This is a genomic window from Hydrogenophaga sp. NFH-34, assembly GCF_021401345.1.
Classification (GTDB): Bacteria; Pseudomonadota; Gammaproteobacteria; order Burkholderiales; family Burkholderiaceae_C; genus Hydrogenophaga; species Hydrogenophaga electricum.
In genome coordinates this window covers 53,325-70,844 of the sequence record NZ_JACBGE010000017.1, presented here as the reverse complement: position 1 = coordinate 70,844, position 17,520 = coordinate 53,325, and the positions used below count along the sequence as shown (strand labels likewise).

General features: G+C 66.2%; 19 protein-coding genes and 1 tRNA gene. 16 read left to right on the top strand and 4 right to left on the bottom strand.

The features are described from left to right. Window positions 1-25: 25 nt before the first annotated feature. Window positions 26-1,375 carry a polyhydroxyalkanoate depolymerase gene (locus L0977_RS16670; protein WP_234265979.1) on the bottom strand — a complete coding sequence of 450 codons (1,350 nt, stop codon included), beginning with the start codon at window positions 1,373-1,375 and terminating at the stop codon, window positions 26-28. Between the two features lie 199 nt (window positions 1,376-1,574). Here L0977_RS16670 and ygiD point away from each other — a divergent pair, with 199 nt between their 5' ends. Beyond that, window positions 1,575-2,417, top strand: a complete 843-nt coding sequence (gene ygiD / locus L0977_RS16665) for a 4,5-DOPA dioxygenase extradiol (RefSeq protein ID WP_234266028.1) — start codon at window positions 1,575-1,577, stop codon at window positions 2,415-2,417. Between the two features lie 66 nt (window positions 2,418-2,483). Here ygiD and L0977_RS16660 read toward each other — a convergent pair whose 3' ends face one another. Further along, window positions 2,484-3,680 (bottom strand): amino acid aminotransferase, encoded by a 1,197-nt coding sequence (locus tag L0977_RS16660; RefSeq protein WP_234265978.1) that lies wholly within the window; start codon window positions 3,678-3,680, stop codon window positions 2,484-2,486. 248 nt (window positions 3,681-3,928) lie between these two features. Between L0977_RS16660 and uvrB the strand changes: the two genes are divergently transcribed. From uvrB to L0977_RS16590, 14 genes are all read left to right on the top strand, one after another. Then, the gene (uvrB, locus tag L0977_RS16655; RefSeq protein ID WP_234266027.1) at window positions 3,929-5,968 is read left to right on the top strand and encodes an excinuclease ABC subunit UvrB; all 2,040 of its coding nucleotides are present in this window, start codon (window positions 3,929-3,931) and stop codon (window positions 5,966-5,968) included. A 196-nt stretch (window positions 5,969-6,164) separates the two neighbouring features. Beyond that, window positions 6,165-6,701: a Fe-S cluster assembly transcriptional regulator IscR gene (iscR, locus tag L0977_RS16650; protein ID WP_234265977.1), complete on the top strand. Its 537-nt coding sequence runs from the start codon at window positions 6,165-6,167 to the stop codon at window positions 6,699-6,701. A 92-nt stretch (window positions 6,702-6,793) separates the two neighbouring features. Further along, complete coding sequence (locus tag L0977_RS16645; protein WP_234265976.1) at window positions 6,794-8,011, top strand: IscS subfamily cysteine desulfurase; 1,218 nt, start codon at window positions 6,794-6,796, stop codon at window positions 8,009-8,011. 129 nt (window positions 8,012-8,140) lie between these two features. Next, window positions 8,141-8,527, top strand: coding sequence for a Fe-S cluster assembly scaffold IscU (gene iscU / locus L0977_RS16640; RefSeq protein WP_234265975.1), 387 nt, complete (start codon window positions 8,141-8,143; stop codon window positions 8,525-8,527). 4 nt (window positions 8,528-8,531) lie between these two features. Then, window positions 8,532-8,855, top strand: a complete 324-nt coding sequence (gene iscA / locus L0977_RS16635) for an iron-sulfur cluster assembly protein IscA (protein WP_234265974.1) — start codon at window positions 8,532-8,534, stop codon at window positions 8,853-8,855. Window positions 8,856-8,923: 68 nt separating this feature from the next. Then, the gene (gene hscB, locus L0977_RS16630) at window positions 8,924-9,442 is read left to right on the top strand and encodes a Fe-S protein assembly co-chaperone HscB (protein ID WP_234265973.1); all 519 of its coding nucleotides are present in this window, start codon (window positions 8,924-8,926) and stop codon (window positions 9,440-9,442) included. Window positions 9,443-9,503: 61 nt separating this feature from the next. Further along, a complete protein-coding gene (gene hscA / locus L0977_RS16625) occupies window positions 9,504-11,375 on the top strand; it encodes a Fe-S protein assembly chaperone HscA (protein ID WP_234265972.1) in 1,872 nt (623 codons plus the stop codon). Between the two features lie 4 nt (window positions 11,376-11,379). Next, window positions 11,380-11,718 (top strand): ISC system 2Fe-2S type ferredoxin, encoded by a 339-nt coding sequence (fdx, locus tag L0977_RS16620; RefSeq protein ID WP_234265971.1) that lies wholly within the window; start codon window positions 11,380-11,382, stop codon window positions 11,716-11,718. A gap of 47 nt (window positions 11,719-11,765) precedes the next feature. Next, the gene (dnaQ, locus tag L0977_RS16615) at window positions 11,766-12,473 is read left to right on the top strand and encodes a DNA polymerase III subunit epsilon (protein WP_234265970.1); all 708 of its coding nucleotides are present in this window, start codon (window positions 11,766-11,768) and stop codon (window positions 12,471-12,473) included. Between the two features lie 122 nt (window positions 12,474-12,595). Beyond that, window positions 12,596-12,670 (top strand) — tRNA-Val (locus tag L0977_RS16610). A 93-nt stretch (window positions 12,671-12,763) separates the two neighbouring features. After that, the gene (locus L0977_RS16605; protein WP_234265969.1) at window positions 12,764-13,882 is read left to right on the top strand and encodes an NAD(P)/FAD-dependent oxidoreductase; all 1,119 of its coding nucleotides are present in this window, start codon (window positions 12,764-12,766) and stop codon (window positions 13,880-13,882) included. 66 nt (window positions 13,883-13,948) lie between these two features. Beyond that, window positions 13,949-14,251 (top strand): DUF883 family protein, encoded by a 303-nt coding sequence (locus L0977_RS16600; RefSeq protein WP_234265968.1) that lies wholly within the window; start codon window positions 13,949-13,951, stop codon window positions 14,249-14,251. Between the two features lie 7 nt (window positions 14,252-14,258). Then, entirely contained in the window at window positions 14,259-14,666 is a 408-nt protein-coding gene (locus L0977_RS16595) for a phage holin family protein (RefSeq protein ID WP_234265967.1), read from the top strand. Next, window positions 14,663-14,941 carry a hypothetical protein gene (locus L0977_RS16590; protein ID WP_234265966.1) on the top strand — a complete coding sequence of 93 codons (279 nt, stop codon included), beginning with the start codon at window positions 14,663-14,665 and terminating at the stop codon, window positions 14,939-14,941. The genes L0977_RS16595 and L0977_RS16590 overlap by 4 nt, the downstream gene beginning before the upstream one ends. 47 nt (window positions 14,942-14,988) lie before the next feature. Here L0977_RS16590 and L0977_RS16585 read toward each other — a convergent pair whose 3' ends face one another. After that, window positions 14,989-16,071 carry a quinone-dependent dihydroorotate dehydrogenase gene (locus L0977_RS16585; protein ID WP_234265965.1) on the bottom strand — a complete coding sequence of 361 codons (1,083 nt, stop codon included), beginning with the start codon at window positions 16,069-16,071 and terminating at the stop codon, window positions 14,989-14,991. 40 nt (window positions 16,072-16,111) lie between these two features. Here L0977_RS16585 and rpiA point away from each other — a divergent pair, with 40 nt between their 5' ends. Beyond that, window positions 16,112-16,783, top strand: coding sequence for a ribose-5-phosphate isomerase RpiA (gene rpiA / locus L0977_RS16580; protein ID WP_234265964.1), 672 nt, complete (start codon window positions 16,112-16,114; stop codon window positions 16,781-16,783). A 33-nt stretch (window positions 16,784-16,816) separates the two neighbouring features. Here rpiA and L0977_RS16575 read toward each other — a convergent pair whose 3' ends face one another. Beyond that, entirely contained in the window at window positions 16,817-17,512 is a 696-nt protein-coding gene (locus L0977_RS16575) for a glutaredoxin family protein (protein WP_442786646.1), read from the bottom strand. Window positions 17,513-17,520 lie beyond the last annotated feature (8 nt).

Sequence of the window (17,520 nt, the reverse complement as noted above, 5' to 3'; positions counted from 1 at the left end):
GGTGCAGCGGCCAGTCGGGTGGGTTTCAGGCCGTTTTGGCCGGCACCGCGCGCTTGCGCGCCGGGGTCTTCCGGGCAGGGGCTTGCGCCGCCGCGTCGGGCGCGGAGGTGCTGGGCTGGTGCGCCAGGATGAAGGCCTTGACTTCCGGGTAGACCAGATCGCGCCAGCGCTTGCCGCTGAAGATGCCGTAGTGCCCGGCCCCCTTGGCTTCGTAGTGCTTGCGCTGGGCCGCCGGGATGCCGGTGCACAGCGCATGGGCCGCTGCGGTCTGGCCCGAACCGGAGATGTCGTCGAGCTCGCCTTCCACCGTCAGCAAGCCGCTGTGCACGATGTCCTGCGGGCGCACGCGCTCGACGCGGCCCTGCTCGTTGCGCACGTCCCAGGTGCCGTTGACCAGTTTGAAGTCCTGGAAGACGGTGTGGATGGTTTCCAGGTAGTAGTCGGCGTCCATGTCGAGCACCGCGTTGTATTCGTCGTAGAACTTGCGGTGCACCTCGGCGCTGGCGTCGTCGCCCTTGATGAGGTTCTGGAAGTAGTCGTAGTGGCTGTTCAGGTGGCGGTCGGGGTTCATCGCCACGAAGCCGGTGTGCTGCAGGAAGCCCGGGTAGACGCGCCGGCCGGCACCGGGGAATTTGTCGGGCACGCGGTAGATGACGTTGTTCTCGAACCAGGCGAAGCTGCGCTGTGTGGCCAGGTTGTTGACCGCCGTGGGCGACTTGCGTGCGTCGATCGGGCCACCCATCATGGTCATGGACAGCGGCGTCGTTTCGCCGCGCGAGGCCATCAGCGATACCGCAGCGAGCACGGGCACCGTGGGCTGGCACACGCTCATCACGTGGCAGTTGCCGTAGGTCTTTTGCAGGTAGCGTATGAACTCCTGCACGTAATTGATGTAGTCGTCCAGGTGGAACTCCCCCTCGGACAGGGGCACCAGGCGGGCGTTCTTCCAGTCGGTGATGTAGACCTTGTGGTCCTTGAGCATGGTGCGCACGGTGTCGCGCAACAGCGTGGCGTAGTGGCCCGACAGCGGGGCCACGATGAGTACCACCGGCTGGCCCTTGAGCTTGCCCAGGGTGGTCGTGTCGTCGGAGAAACGCTTGAACCGGCGCAGTTCGCAGAACGGCTTGTCGATTTCCACGCGCTCGTGGATCGCCACGTCCACGCCGTCCACATCGACGGTATGGATGCCGAATTCGGGCTTTTCGTAGTCTTTGCCCAGGCGGTGCAGCAGGTCGTAGCCCGCTGCCATGCGCTGCGCCAGCGGCAGGTGGCCAAGGGGAGACAGCGGGTTGTTGAGCAGCTTGGACGTGACCGAGGCCAGGTCGGAAAACGGCTCCATGATGGAACGCTGGGTCTCGTAGATCTGATACAGCATGGGGGAGGCGATTGGTTATGTTGCAGTGCAATATATCAGCATGCCCCTGGGGCCGTGAGGGGGCAAACACCTAATTTGCCCCGCAGACCTGTCACCTTCGTGAAAGAATTCCGCGGGTATTTCCTTTCCGTTTCTGCGTCCAATTGAGGGTTTTTCCGTGAACGATTCCGACACTTCCGTGCCCGCCACGGACCTGGGCATGCTGGCAGACTGGCCGGAAACGCCACCCCTGCCGGTCCTCTTTGTGGGTCACGGCAGCCCGATGAATGCCGTGGAAGACAACGCTTGGCGGCGCCAATGGCAGTCGCTGGGCACGGAATTGCTCGATGGCTGGGAGCGCCCGCGCCTGATCCTGTGCATTTCGGCCCACTGGATCACGCAAGGCTGGTACCTCACGGCCATGGAACGGCCCAGAACCATCCACGATTTCGGCGGCTTTCCCCAGATCCTGTTCGATCAGCAGTACCCGGCGCCGGGAGCCCCGGCCATGGCCGAGGCCATCGGCACGGCCCTGAGCCAGCCCGGATCGGGTGAGCCGCTGGGGCTGGACACCGGCGAATGGGGGCTCGACCACGGCGCCTGGTCGGTGCTCAAGCCGATGTTTCCCGCCGCCGACATTCCGGTGATCCAGCTCAGCATGGACTACGGCCAGCCGCCCGAGGCGCATTTCGCGCTTGGCCAGCAACTGGCTGCCTTGCGGCGCAAGGGGGTGCTGATCGTGGGCAGTGGCAACGTGGTGCACAACCTGCGCGCCCTCAATTTCGGCGCTGGCGACCACCAGGCCTACGACTGGGCCATCGAGTTCGACCGCTTTGTCGCGGACGCGGTGGCCCAGGGGCGTCTGGGTGACCTGTCCGGGTTCCGGCAACAGGGCCGCACCGCGCAGCTGGCGCACCCCAGTTGGGATCACTACCTGCCTCTGCTCTACGCCGCTGGCGCGGTGGTGGGGGAGGAGGGCTCCGGCAGCCAGGCGCCGGTGCGCTTCTTCAACGAGGGCTTTCAGGCGGCCTCGATATCGATGCGCTCCATGCTCTGGCGCTGAGAGCCGCCACGAAAAAGGCCGCTCGGTGAGCGGCCTTTTCAGCGAGATGACGGGCGCGGACGGCGCTCAGATCACCTTGGCGATGGCCTGGCAGACGTAGTCGATGTTCTTGCTGTTGAGCGCGGCCACGCACATGCGGCCGGTATCGGTGCCGTAGATGCCGAATTCGCTGCGCAGGCGCACCATCTGGTCCTTGGACAGGCCCGAGTAGCTGAACATGCCGATCTGGGTGGTGATGAAGCCCATGTCCTGCTGCACGCCGGCGGCCTTCAGGCCATCGACCAGCTTCTGGCGCATGGCCTTGATGCGCACGCGCATTTCGGCCAGTTCCTTTTCCCACAGGGCGCGCAGTTCGGGGTTGTTGAGAACCGCCGCCACGACCGCGCCGCCGTGCGTGGGCGGGTTGGAGTAGTTGGTGCGGATGACGATCTTGAGCTGGCTCAGCACGCGGGCGGCTTCGTCCTTGTCGGCCGCGACCACCGACAGCGCACCCACGCGCTCACCGTACAGGCTGAAGCTCTTGGAGAAGCTGGTGGAGACGAAGATGTCCAGGCCGGCGGCCACGAACTTGCCGATCACGGCGCCGTCTTCGGCGATGCCGTGGCCGAAGCCCTGGTAGGCCATGTCGAGGAAGGGCGTCAGGCCCTTGGCCTTGACGACGGCGATCACCTGGTCCCACTGGGCCGCGGTGATGTCGTAGCCAGTGGGGTTGTGGCAGCAGGCGTGCAGCACGGCAATGGTGCCGGGCGCGGCCGCGTTCAGGTCGGCCAGCATGCCGTCAAAGTTGACCGAACGCGTGGCGGCGTCGTAGTAGGCGTAGGTACCCACCTCGAAACCGGCGTTGGTGAAGATGGCGCGGTGGTTTTCCCAGCTCGGGTCCGAGATCAGGACCTTGGCGTTCGGGCTGACCTTCTTAAGGAAGTCGGCACCGATCTTCAGGCCGCCGGTGCCGCCGATGGCCTGCACCGTGGCGACACGGCCGCTCTGGACCACGTCGGACTCGGCGCCGAAAACCAGGCCCTTGACCGCGTTGTCGTAGGCCACGATGCCGTCGATCGGCAGGTAACCACGGGCGGTGGGCTTTTCCATCATGGCCTTTTCGGCCGCCTGCACGCACTGCAGCAGCGGCAGCTTGCCGTTGTCGTCGAAGTAGACGCCAACGCCAAGGTTGACCTTGTGGGGATTGGTATCGGCGGCGAATTGTTCGTTCAGACCCAGGATCGGGTCGCGCGGAGCCATCTCGACGGCGGAGAACAGAGACATGGTGCGTGTGGTCGGTGCGGGATTGGAGGGGCGGGCGGATCGCGTTCGGCGCAGCCGAAGCCGGCGACAGCCCAACCCGGCATTCTACCGGCGGCCCTGCGCGGGCGGTGCACGGTCCCGGCATGCGCCGTACACTCATCGGTTTGTCCTGCCCCCTGGAACCGAACGCCGTGAACGCCTCCCGCTCAGCGCCCCTTTCCGACAGCGCACCGGCGCGCGCCGAAGCGTCGCCGCCTGCGGGCGAATTCGTGCGCTTTCCCGATTCGCCGTTCGAGCTGTTCCAGCCGTTTCCGCCGTCGGGCGATCAGCCCACGGCCATTGCGCAGCTGGTCGAGGGGATTCAGGATGGCGAGGTGTTCCAGACCCTGCTGGGCGTGACCGGATCGGGCAAAACCTTCACGATGGCCAACGTGATCGCCCGGCTGGGCCGGCCGGCCATCGTTTTTGCCCCCAACAAGACGCTGGCCGCTCAGCTCTACAGCGAGTTTCGCGAATTCTTCCCGAAGAACGCCATCGAGTACTTCGTCAGCTACTACGACTACTACCAGCCCGAAGCCTACGTGCCGCAGCGCGACCTGTTCATCGAAAAGGACAGCGCGATCAACGAGCACATCGAGCAGATGCGGCTGTCGGCTACCAAGAGCGTGCTGGAGCGGCGCGACGTGGTCATCGTGGCCACCGTGAGTGCGATCTACGGTATCGGCACGCCCGAGGACTACATGCAGATGCGGCTGATCATGCGCAACGGCGACAAGATCGGCCAGCGCGACCTGATTGCTCAGCTCATCCGCATGCAGTACACGCGCAACGAGCAGGACTTCGCCCGCGGCACCTTCCGTGTGCGCGGCGACGTCATCGACGTGTTTCCGGCCGAACACTCGGAGATGGCGGTGCGCATCGAGCTGTTCGACGACGAGATCGAGTCGCTGGCGCTGTTCGACCCGCTGACGGGCCACGTGCGCCAGAAGGTGCCGCGCTTCACGGTCTATCCGTCGAGCCATTACGTCACGCCCCGCGAGAAGACCCTGCGTGCGGTCGAGACCATCAAGCAGGAACTCGACGCCCGGCTGAAGGAGCTGGTGGGCATGGGCAAGCTGGTGGAGGCGCAGCGGTTGGAGCAGCGCACCCGGTTCGACATCGAGATGCTCAGCGAAGTGGGGCACTGCAAAGGCATCGAGAACTACACCCGCCACCTCTCGGGCGCGCAGCCGGGCGACCCACCGCCCACGCTGACCGATTACCTGCCGCGCGACGCGCTGATGTTTCTGGACGAGAGCCACCAGATGATCGGCCAGCTCAACGCCATGTACAACGGCGACCGCGCGCGCAAGACCACGCTGGTCGAGTACGGTTTCCGGCTGCCGAGCGCCATGGACAACCGACCGCTCAAATTCGCCGAGTTCGAGCAGCGCATGCGCCAGTGCATCTTTGTCTCGGCGACGCCGGCCGAATACGAAAAGACGCACGCTGGCCAGGTAGTGGAGCAGGTGGTGCGACCCACCGGCCTGGTCGATCCGGTGGTGGAAGTGCGCCCGGCCACGCACCAGGTCGACGACGTGCTGCAGGAGATCCGCCTGCGTGTGGAGCGCAACGAGCGCGTGCTCATCACCACGCTGACCAAGCGCATGGCCGAGCAGCTCACCGACTACCTGACGGAAAACGGCGTCAAAGTGCGCTACCTGCATTCGGACGTGGACACGGTCGAGCGGGTTGAGATCATCCGCGACCTGCGCCTGGGCGCTTTCGATGTGGTGGTGGGTATCAATCTGTTGCGCGAAGGTCTGGACATTCCCGAGGTCTCGCTGGTGGCCATCCTCGATGCCGACAAGGAAGGCTTTCTGCGCGCCGAGCGCAGCCTGATCCAGACCATCGGCCGCGCGGCGCGCAACGTGAGCGGCACGGCGATCCTGTACGCCGACCGCATCACCGACTCCATGCGCCGCGCGATGGATGAAACCGAACGGCGGCGCGCCAAGCAGATGGCCTACAACGAGGCCCATGGCATCACGCCGCGCACCGTCGTCAAGCGGGTGAAAGACCTGATTGACGGGGTTTACAGCGAAAAGTCGGGCAAGGAAGCGGAGCGTCTGGCCACCGAGGCCGCAGCGCGCGAACAGGCCGAGGCCATGAGTGAAAAGGATCTGGCCCGGGAAATCAAGCGGCTGGAAAAGCTCATGATGGAGCACGCCCGCAATCTGGAGTTCGAAAAGGCGGCAGCCGTGCGCGACCAGTTGCACCAGCTCAAGGCGCGGGTGCTGGGCGCCGCGGGCGACGACGCCCTGGCCTGAGGCTGGGCCGGGTTAAGTCGAGTATTCCACTTGGCTATTGTGGTATACTCGATAAAAACAGTCGGGAACCTTCGACGAAACCTTTGAATCAAGCACCACGGACACCGTGGTCGGGTGGGTGGAGAAGCGGTCGTCAGGAGTCAAGGCTCCCGGCAACCATCCAACGACGGTCAAGCCACATACAAGGAGCTTGAAGATGCGCCTCACGACCAAAGGCCGCTTTGCGGTCACCGCCATGATCGATCTGGCCCTGCGCCAGAACAACGGACCTGTGACGCTGGCCGCCATCAGCCAGCGCCAGCAGATCTCGCTGTCCTATCTGGAACAGCTGTTCGGCAAGCTGCGTCGGCACGAGCTGGTGGAATCCACCCGCGGCCCCGGCGGCGGCTACACCCTGGGTCGCAAAGCGGCCGAAATCACCGTCGCCGACATCATCGTGTCGGTCGACGAGCCCATCGACGCCACCCAGTGCGGCGGCAAGGAAAACTGTCTGGGCGAAGGCAATCGCTGCATGACCCACGAGCTGTGGGCGGCGCTGAACGCCAAGATGGTCGACTTCCTGGATTCCGTGACGCTGCAGTCGCTGGTCGACGAGCAGATCGCCAAGGGCGTGGTGGTGGAAAACGCCCCCATGATCAAGCGCGCGATCTCCAGCACCCCGGTGGTCAAACCGATCCGTGTGAACGCCCCCAATTCGGTGTTTGCCCTCGGCGGCACGGCACTGACCAAGTGAGCGGGCGCGCCGGCGCAGTGCCGGCCCTGCCGTGCCGCTGAGGCGGCGCAGGGCGGCAGACACGTTCAGAACATTCCAGCATCCGAGACCCCATGAGCACACCGCACTTTCCCATCTATCTGGACTACAGCGCCACGACGCCCTGCGATCCGCGCGTCGTGGACGCCATGATTCCCTGGTTGCGCGAGCATTTCGGCAACCCGGCCTCGCGCAGCCACGCCTGGGGCTGGGAAGCCGAGAAGGCGGTGGAAACCGCGCGGGGCCATGTGGCCGCCCTGATCGGCGCCGACTCGCGCGAGATCATCTGGACCAGTGGTGCCACCGAATCCAACAACCTGGCGCTCAAGGGCGCGGCCCATTTCTACCAGGGCAAGGGCAAGCACATCATCACCGTGAAGACCGAGCACAAGGCCGTGCTCGACACCTGTCGCGAACTGGAGCGCCAGGGTTTCGAGGTCACCTACCTGGACGTGCAGGCGGACGGCCTGGTCGACCCGGAGGTGTTCAAGGCCGCCATCCGGCCTGACACCATCCTGGCGTCGGTGATGTTCGTGAACAACGAGATCGGCGTGATCCAGGACATCGCCGCCATCGGGGCCATTTGCCGCGAAAAGGGCGTGATCTTCCATGTGGACGCGGCCCAGGCCACCGGGCGCATCGACATCGACATGGCGTCGCTGCCGGTCGACCTGATGAGTCTGACCAGCCACAAGACCTACGGTCCCAAGGGCATCGGCGCGCTGTTCGTGCGCCGCAAGCCGCGCGTGCGCATCGAGGCGCAGATGCACGGTGGCGGCCACGAGCGCGGCATGCGCTCGGGCACGTTGCCGACGCACCAGATCGTGGGCATGGGCGAGGCCTATCGCATCGCCAAAGCCGAGATGCACGAAGACAACCGCCGCATCCAGGCGCTGCACGATCGCCTGCTCGACGGGCTCAAGGGCATCGAGGAAGTGTTCATCAACGGACACGAAACCCGCCGCATTCCGCACAACCTGAACATGAGCTTCAACTACGTCGAAGGCGAGTCGCTGATCATGGGCATCAAGGGGTTGGCGGTGTCTTCGGGCTCGGCCTGCACCTCGGCCAGTCTGGAGCCCAGTTACGTGCTGCGCGCCCTGGGCCGCAGCGATGAACTGGCCCACAGCAGCCTGCGCATGACCATCGGCCGCTGGACGACGGAAGAAGAGATCGATTACGCCATCGGCACGATCAAGGAAAACGTGGCCAAGCTGCGCGAGCTCTCGCCGTTGTGGGAGATGTTCAAGGATGGCGTGGACCTGTCCACCATCCAGTGGGCGGCGCATTGAAGAATTCCCCCCGCGCCGCTTCGCGTCTCCCCCAGGGGGCAACGCTGGCGGCCCGGCAAAGCCGGTTCCGCGGCGTTCTGGATGTTGGAACCTCCGAACACACGTGGCCGGAGCATTTAGGAGATTGAAATGGCTTACTCTGAAAAAGTGGTGGACCACTACGAAAACCCCCGCAATGTCGGCTCCTTCGACAAGGGCGACGAAACGGTGGGCACCGGCATGGTCGGCGCACCGGCCTGCGGTGATGTGATGAAGCTGCAGATCAAGGTCAATGCCGACACCGGCGTGATCGAGGATGCACGCTTCAAGACCTACGGCTGCGGCTCGGCCATCGCGTCGAGCTCGCTGGTGACCGAATGGGTCAAGGGCAAGACGCTGGACGAAGCGATGGCGCTCAAGAACAGCCAGATCGCCGAAGAGCTGGCGCTGCCCCCGGTCAAGATCCACTGCTCCATCCTGGCCGAAGACGCCATCAAGGCGGCGGTCGAGGACTACCGCAAGAAGCGGGTGAACTGATCCCATGGCCGTCACCGTCTCCGAAGCCGCCGCCCGGCACGTGAACCGCTACCTGGCCAAACGAGGCAAGGGGGTGGGGGTGCGCCTGGGCGTCAAGACGACAGGCTGTTCCGGCCTGGCCTACAAGCTGGAGTACGCCGACGAGATTGCGCCTGAGGACGTCGTGTTCGAGGACAACGGCGTGAAGGTGCTGATCGATCCGAAGAGCATGGCCTACATCGACGGCACGCAACTGGACTACGTGCGCGAAGGGCTCAACGAAGGTTTCCGCTTCAACAACCCGAACGAGCGCGATCGCTGCGGTTGCGGCGAGTCGTTTCGCGTCTGATACCCTCGGGCACAGCCTGAGCCAGCCGCCAGTGCCTTGCGTGCTGGCGGCTTTTCTTTGAACGTGCCATGAACCTGCAGTCCAACGATTTCGAGATCTTCGGCATCGCGCCGGCTTTTGCGGTGGACCGGGCGGCGCTCGATGAGCGCTGGAAAGCGCTGCAGCGGGAGGCCCATCCGGACCGGCATGCGTCCGCCGATGCCCAGACCCAGCGCCAGGCCATGCAGTGGTCGGTGCGCATCAACGAAGCCTACCAACGCCTGAAGGACCCGCTCAAGCGCGCCGCCTACCTGTGCGAGTTGCATGGCGTGGCGATCGAGGCCGAAAACAATACCGCCATGCCGGCGGCTTTTCTGATGCAGCAGATGGCCTGGCGCGAAGCGCTGGAAGAAGCGGGCTCGGCCGCTGCGGCGGAGGATCTGGCCGACGAGGTGGCCGCCGCGCGGCGCGCCATGCTGGCCCAGTTGCAGGTGACGGCCGACGAGCGGCACGACTTTGCTGCCTTGGCCGGCCAGGTCAGAGCCCTCATGTTTGTTGAGCGTTTTGCCCACGACGTCGAGGCCCGCCTCGATCAACTGGGACAATAACGGGTTGCCGCAGGCCCCAGGGCCACGACCGATTCCCCGTTCTTCGCGTATTTCTGTATCCATGGCACTTCTGCAAATTTCCGAGCCCGGCCAGTCCCTCGATCCGCATCAGCGGCGCATTGCCGTGGGGATCGATCTGGGCACCACCCATTCGCTGGTGGCGGCTGTGCGGCACGGGGTGTCCGAATGCCTGCCCGATCTGCAGGGGCGTGTGATCCTGCCCAGCGTGGTCCGCTACCTTGATCCGCAGGCCGGCGGTGCGGGCCGACAGGTGGGCTTCGAGGCGCTGGCCGCCCAGATTGGCGATCCGGCCAACACCATCAGCTCCGTCAAGCGGCTCATGGGCCGCAGCCGTGCGCAGGTGGCCGATGTCGACAAGCTGTCGTACACCGTGGTCGACGACCAGGGCATGGCCGTGATCGACACCGTGGCTGGTCGCAAGACCCCCATGGAGGTCAGCGCCGAAATTCTGGCCACGTTGCGCTACCGCGCCGAAGACAGCTTCGATGATGAACTGTTCGGTGCCGTCATCACCGTGCCCGCCTATTTCGACGATGCCCAGCGTCAGGCCACCAAGGACGCGGCCCAATTGGCGGGCATTCCGGTGCTGCGCCTGATCAACGAGCCCACGGCCGCTGCCATTGCCTATGGCCTGGACAACGGCGCCGAAGGCGTCTACGCCATCTACGACCTGGGCGGCGGGACCTTCGACATCTCCATCCTGCGGCTGACGCGGGGCGTGTTCGAGGTGCTGGCCACAGGCGGCGATTCGGCGCTCGGCGGCGACGACTACGACCAGGCGCTGGCCGACTGGGTGTTGCAGGCGCAAGGTCTGGGGCCGGTGGCCGACGCGGCCGAGCGCGCCGCCCTGCACCGCGAGGCGCGCCGGGTGAAGGAGCAGCTTTCGGTGCACGCCGAGGTGGTGTTCCATACTGAAGTCGAGGGCCGGCCGCTGAACCAGCGGGTGCGGGTCGAAGACTTTGAGGCCTGCACCGCCGCGCTCACCGCACGCACACTCGCTGCCGTGCGCAAGGTGCTGCGCGACGCCGGTGTCGGCAAAGACGAGGTGCAGGGCGTGGTGATGGTGGGCGGGTCGACCCGCATGCCGGTGATCCGGCGCGCTGTGGGCGAATTCTTCGGCAGGGAGCCGCTGACCGATCTCAACCCCGACGAGGTGGTGGCGCTGGGCGCTGCCGTGCAGGCCAATGCGCTGGCTGGCAACAGCCGCGAGGGCGATCTGCTGCTGCTCGACGTGATCCCGCTGTCGCTGGGCATCGAGACCATGGGCGGCCTGGTTGAACGCATCGTGCCGCGCAACAGCACCATTCCCACGGCGCGGGCGCAGGACTTCACCACCTACCAGGACGGCCAGACCGCGCTGGCACTGCATGTGGTGCAGGGCGAGCGCGATCTGGTGGCCGACTGCCGGAGCCTGGCGCGTTTCACGCTGCGCGGCATTCCACCCATGGCGGCCGGCGCGGCCCGCATCCGCGTGACTTTCACCGTCGACGCCGACGGCTTGTTGGCGGTCTCAGCCCGCGAGCAGGTTTCGGGCGTGGAGGCCAGCATCGACGTCAAGCCCGCCTACGGCCTGAGCGACGAACAGATTGCCACCATGCTCCAGGACAGTTTTTCCACCGCCCAGCAGGACATGGCCGCGCGCGCGCTGGTGGAGGCCAAGGTCGATGCCGACCGCATGATCGCCGCGACGCGCAGCGCGGTGGCCGCCGATGGCGATCTGCTGGAGCCCGCCGAACGCGCCACCATCGACCGCCTGGTCGATGCCTTGCAGGCCCTGCTGCCGGCCGGATCGGCGGCCGAGATCGAGGCCGCCACCGATGCGCTGGCCAAAGGCACCGAGCCGTTTGCCGCCCAGCGCATGAACCGCGGCATCCAGCAGGCGCTGGCCGGACGCAAGGTCGAAGAAGTCTGACAACATGCCCACCATCAAAATCCTTCCCCATCCCGAATACTGCCCGCAGGGCGCGACCATCAGCGCGCCGGCTGGCACCTCGATCTGCGAGGCCCTGCTCGACCACCAGATCAAGATCGAGCACGCTTGCGACATGAGCTGTGCCTGCACCACCTGCCACGTGGTGGTGCGTGAAGGTTATGCCAGCCTGAACGAGGCCGACGAGCAGGAAGAAGACCTGCTGGACCGCGCCTGGGGCCTGGAGCCGCAGTCGCGCCTGTCTTGCCAGGCCATCCTGGCGCAACAGGACGTGACGGTGGAAATTCCCAAGTACAGCATCAACCACGCCAAAGAGAATCATTGAACCCCTGCGGCCCGCCCTTGCGCGGACCGCACCGAAGCCAAGACACCATGCGACAGATTGTTCTCGATACCGAAACCACCGGCCTCTCGGCCGAGAGCGGCGACCGCATCATCGAGATCGGTTGCGTCGAGCTGCTCAACCGCAAGCTCACGGGCCGCAATCTGCACCACTACATCAATCCCGAGCGGGACAGCCACGAGGACGCGCTCAAGGTGCACGGGCTGACCACCGAGTTCCTGAGCACCAAGCCCAAGTTCGCTGCCATCGCGCACGAACTGGTCGAGTACCTGCGCGACGCCGAAATCATCATCCACAACGCGCCGTTCGACGTGGGTTTCCTCAACAAGGAATTCGATCGGCTGGGGCTGCCGCCGGTGACACAGATCGTCGACGGCGTGCTCGACACCCTGGTCATGGCCAAGGAGCTGTTCCCCGGCAAGCGCAACGGGCTGGACGCGCTTTGCGACCGGCTCGGGGTCGACAACTCGGGCCGGACCCTGCACGGCGCCCTGCTGGATGCCGAACTGCTGGCCGACGTCTACATCAACATGACGCGCGGCCAGGACGCGCTGCTCATGGACGAGGGCGGCAGCACCGAAGAAGGTCCGGCACACGAGGCGGTTGACCTCAGCCGCTTCGAGCTGCCCGTGTTGCTGGCCAATGACCAGGAACTGGCCGCGCACGAAGGCGTGCTCACCGGGATCGACAAGGACAGCAAGGGCAAGACGGTCTGGCGCGCCTGTGCAGCTGCCTGAGGTCGGTTGTCGATGCTCTTTTTGAAGAGACTGGATCAAAGCGCCAAAAACACGCTATAATGCGAGGCTTCCGAACGTTCGGAACGCTGAACAAGTCGACCAGCTTGTCAGCCAGAACATTCGGGCGGTTAGCTCAGTGGTAGAGCACTGCCTTCACACGGCAGGGGTCGCAGGTTCGAACCCTGCACCGCCCACCAGCACCAAGCCCCAGGTTTCGCACCTGGGGCTTTTTGTTTTGGGGTGCCCGTTATGCTGTTGGCGGGTGACACAAGGCAGGCAAGGAGCCGTGGATGGAACAGGTCGATGCGGTGGTGATCGGGGCCGGCGTGGTCGGGCTGGCGGTGGCGCGTGCGCTGGCACGGGTCGGACGCGAGGTGATGGTGCTCGAACAGGCTGAGGCCATCGGCACCGGCACCAGTTCGCGCAACAGCGAAGTGATCCACGCCGGCATCTACTACCCGGCGGGTTCGCTCAAGGCCCGGTTGTGCGTGCAGGGCAAGGCGCAGCTCTATGCCTACTGCGCAGAGCGCGGCATTGGCCACCAGCGCTGCGGCAAGCTCATCGTGGCGACGACGCCCAGCCAGCGCGCGGCGTTGCCCGCCATCGTGGAAAAAGCGCGCGCCAACGGGGTGGACGATCTGCGCCTGATCGACGCTGCCGAAGCCCAGGCGCTGGAGCCTTCACTGCGTTGCCTGGGGGCCGTGCTTTCGCCTTCGACGGGCATCGTCGACAGCCACGCGCTGATGCTGGGCCTGCTCGGCGACGTGGAAAACGCCGGTGGCTTGCTGGCCTGCCATTCGGGGGTCAAACGCCTGGCGGTCGCGACCGGTGGCATCGAGGTCGAAACCGTGGATGGAACCCGGCTGCAGGCACGCTCCGTGATCAACGCTGCCGGTCATGGCGCCTGTGCGCTCGCGGCCGGTATGGCGGGGCTCGATGCGCGCCATGTGCCGCAGCCCTGGCTGGCCAAGGGCAGTTATTTCACGCTCGCCGGGAGGGTGCCGTTTGCCCGGCTGATCTACCCGGCGCCCGAACCCGACAAGCACCTCGCCGGGCTGGGGGTGCATCTCACGCTGGACCTGGGCGGGCAGGCCAAATTCGGACCGGATGTGCAATGGGTTCAGGCGCAGGACGATCTCCAGGTTGACCCGGCCCGCGGCGAAGCCTTCTACGCCGAGGTGCGCAGGTATTGGCCGGCGCTGCCCGAAGGGGCGCTTCAACCCGGTTATGCGGGGTTGCGGCCCAAGATCAGCGGCCCGAACGAGCCGGCTGCCGATTTCCGCATCGATGGGCCAGCGGTGCACGGCGTGCCGGGGCTGGTCAACCTCTTCGGCATCGAATCGCCGGGCCTCACCAGTTGTCTGGCGATCGGCGACGCCGTCGTCGCAGCGCTGGGCTCGGGTATGTAGATCTGGTTACAGGGGACTGCGAACCGGCTGGTACGATGAAAGGCCACTGTTTCCAGGAGAACTTTGATGCCGAGAAAAGCTGCCGCAGCTTCCCAGACCGAACTGGAAAACCTGATCGCCGACTTGCGCGACGTGCTGGCCCGCAAAGAGCTGGATGTGCTGCCCGAAATCTCCAGCCTGCGTGAGCGCCTGGAAGACGGGGTGCACACCGTGCGCGAGCGCGCCTCTCAGGTGGCGCACGATGCCGCCGAGCACGCGCGCGACGCGGTGCACCGTGTCGACACCTATGCGCACGACGAACCCTGGCGCGTGGCCGGTGTGGCGCTGGCCGTGGGCGCGGTGTTCGGTTTCCTGATCGGCCGCCGCTGATCCCCGCATGACGTCCCTCGCACGCTGGCTGTCCCTGTTGGGGGGCGGCTCCCTGCGGGCCCAGGCCCGGCTGGCGGCGGCCGAAGGCTCGGCCGCACTGGCCGAGCGTCTGGAACTGGCGGCCATCGAGTGGGAGGCCGTGCGCCGCCGCTGGCTCTGGCTGCTGCTGCTGTCGGTGCTGCTTGCGGTGTTTCTGCTGGTGTTGCTGCTGGCGGGATCGACCGCGGTGGTGGTGCATTACTGGGATACCGAGCACCGGGTGGTGGCAGCGTGGGCTGTGGCCGGTTTCTGGCTGTTCGCCTGGCTGGCCGCGCTGTTGGCCCTGTGGGCCGTGGCCGTGAGATCGGCGCCGGCTTTTGAGCTCACACGCGCAGAGCTGGCCCGCGACTGGTCTTTCATCCGGGAGTCGCTGTGAGCCGATCCGCTGATATCGAGAAGCGCAAGGCCGAGTTGTGCGCCCGCATCGCTGTGCGCCGTGAGCGCTGGAAGGCGGCGGTACCGGCCCGTGCCGACAAGGCGTTTGAGGCCGAAGGCGGTGCACCCGCAGCGTTTCCGCGCAGCCTGACGCTGCGCCTGCTGCTGGAGCGGCCCGCGCTGGGACTGGCTGCTGCCGCTGCGCTGGCCATTGCAGGGCCGAGGCGGCTGCTGCGCTGGGGTTCGTGGCTGCTGCCTCTGCTGATGCAGCGTTGACCGCAACGGGGAGGCCCTTGCAGCCGGGGGCGCTTCCCCTGCCGGCTTCAGCGGCCGTGGGCCTGCAGGGCCTCGGCCGCTTCGCGAACCAGGGCCGGGCCGCGGTAGATCAGGCCGGTGTAGATCTGCACCAGGTCGGCACCCGCTTCGCGCTTGGACACCGCGTCCGCGCCACTGAGCACGCCGCCGACCCCGATGATGGGGAACCCTGAGCCCAGTTGCGTGCGCAAGGCGCGGATGACCTGGTTGCTCGCGGCCAGCACCGGCGCACCCGACAGGCCGCCGGTTTCCTCGGCGTGCGGCAGCCCTTGCACGGCATCGCGGCTGAGGGTGGTGTTGGTGGCGATGACCCCCAGTTGCTGCGAGGCGCTGCCATCGGCGCGGCAACCGTAGCGCTTCAGCGTCGCCGCGATGACGCCGATCTGGGCCTCGTCGAGATCCGGCGCGATCTTCAGGAACACAGGGGATTGTTTGGCGTGCCGCTGTGCGAGCTGCTCACGCCGCTCCATCACGGCGCCCAGCAGCGCGTCCAGGGCTTCGTCACTTTGCAGGCTGCGCAGGTTTTTCGTGTTCGGGCTGGAGATGTTGACCGTCACGTAGTCGGCGTGTGGGTACACGCCGTCCAGGCAGGTGAGGTAGTCGCTGGTGGCCTGTTCGATCGGGGTGGCGGCGTTTTTGCCGATGTTCAGCCCCAGCAACATCGGCGTGTCGCCGCTCTGGTGGCGAAAGCGGGCTCTCTGCACATGGGCCACGAAGGCTTCCAGCCCGTCGTTGTTGAACCCCAGGCGGTTGATCAGGGCTTGCCGCGCGGGCAGTCGGAACATGCGGGGCTTGGGGTTGCCGGGCTGGCCCAGGGGCGTGACGGTGCCCACTTCGACAAAGCCGAAACCCATGGCGGCCAGCCCGTCGATGCAGCGGGCATTCTTGTCGAGGCCGGCCGCCAGGCCCACGCGGTTGGGAAAACGCAGACCGGCCACGGTAACGGGGTCGGCGACCCGGCGTTCGCCGTACAGGCAGGTCAGTGGCGTGCCCTGCAGGCGAGCCAGGGCGTCGAGGGTGCGTTCGTGGGCGGTTTCCGGATCCATCCCGAAGAGGACAGGGCGGGCCAGGGCGTAGGGCAGGAGCGACATCGGATAATGGGGAATTCTCAGCAACCGCAGATTGTCGCAAATGACCCAGGACGAACTCAAAGCGCTGGTCGGGCAGGCCGCGCTGGCTTACGTGGTGCCCGGCGAAATCGTGGGGGTGGGCACCGGCTCCACCGTCAACAAATTCATCGACGCGCTGGCCGCACTCAAGGACCACATTCCCGGGGCGGTGTCCAGCTCCGAAGCGTCGACCGCACGCTTGCAGGCACTGGGCATTCCGGTGTTCGAGGCCAATACCGTGGGCGAGTTGGCGGTCTATATCGACGGGGCCGACGAAATCGATCCCGCGGGGCACATGGTCAAGGGCGGCGGCGCTGCGCTGACGCGCGAAAAAATCGTGGCCGCACAGTCCCGTCGGTTTGTGTGCATTGCCGACGAATCCAAGGTGGTGCGCACGCTGGGCGCCTTCCCGTTGCCGGTGGAAGTCATTCCGATGGCCGCCGCCCGCATCGCACGCCAGTTTGCGGCGTTCGGTGGGGACGCGCGGGTGCGTCTCAAGGATGGCGTCCCGCTGGTCACCGACAACGGCCAGCACATTCTGGACGTGACCGGGCTGCAGATCAGCGATCCGCTGGCGTTCGAGAGCCAGGTCAATCAGTGGCCGGGTGTGGTGACGGTGGGGGTGTTTGCCCACCAGAAGGCCGATGTCTGCCTGCTGGGCACGCCGGGCGGGGTCAAGACGCTGACGTTCTGACCGCCCGGTGAGGGTTTCTGAGGTCTTGGGACCTCAGAAACGGATGCCGGCCGGGTTCGCAGGGGCTGGCGTCACCGGCACTTCGGCTGGGGTCTCCTCACCCGATGCCGGGCGCTGCCGGCCGGTGGTCGCGCGTGGCGCCGGGGTGGCTGCGGCCGGGGCCGTGTTCGTGGCGGGCGCCGCAGGCGCTGCGACGACCAGCGGCGACGGGGCCGGCCGGCGATAGCTGGACGGCAGCTGCGACTGCTTGGGGTACCCGGCCGCATCCAGATAGCTGGTCCACTCCTGCTCCGAATAGCCCTTGATCTGCTGTGACCCGATGGTCAGCACCGGCAGCGAGGTTTCGCCACTCAGGCGTTTCAGGGCGTCCGCATCGTGGGCCGTGTTGATGGTTTTTTCCGTGTAGGGAACGCCCCGCGCGTTGAGCAGGTTGCGCCCGCTGTTGCAGGGGGCGCAGCTGTCGCCACTGTAGAGCGTGACCGGATAGCGACCGGTGACTTGCCGCAGCGCGTAGGGCAGGGCCGTTGTTCCGCTGCTGCTGGTGCCGCCGCTGGCGTTTGCCGAGCCGGTTGCTGCGGCCGGGGCGCTGCTGGGTGGCGGCTGGTCCGAAAAGGTGACCCGGCCGTCGGGGCCGACGATGCGGTAGACCCCCTGGGCCAGGGCCGTGGTGGACAACAGGGCCAGCAGGGTGGCGGCCAGCATCGGGGTGGGGCGGCGAAGGTGTTGCATAGGGACTC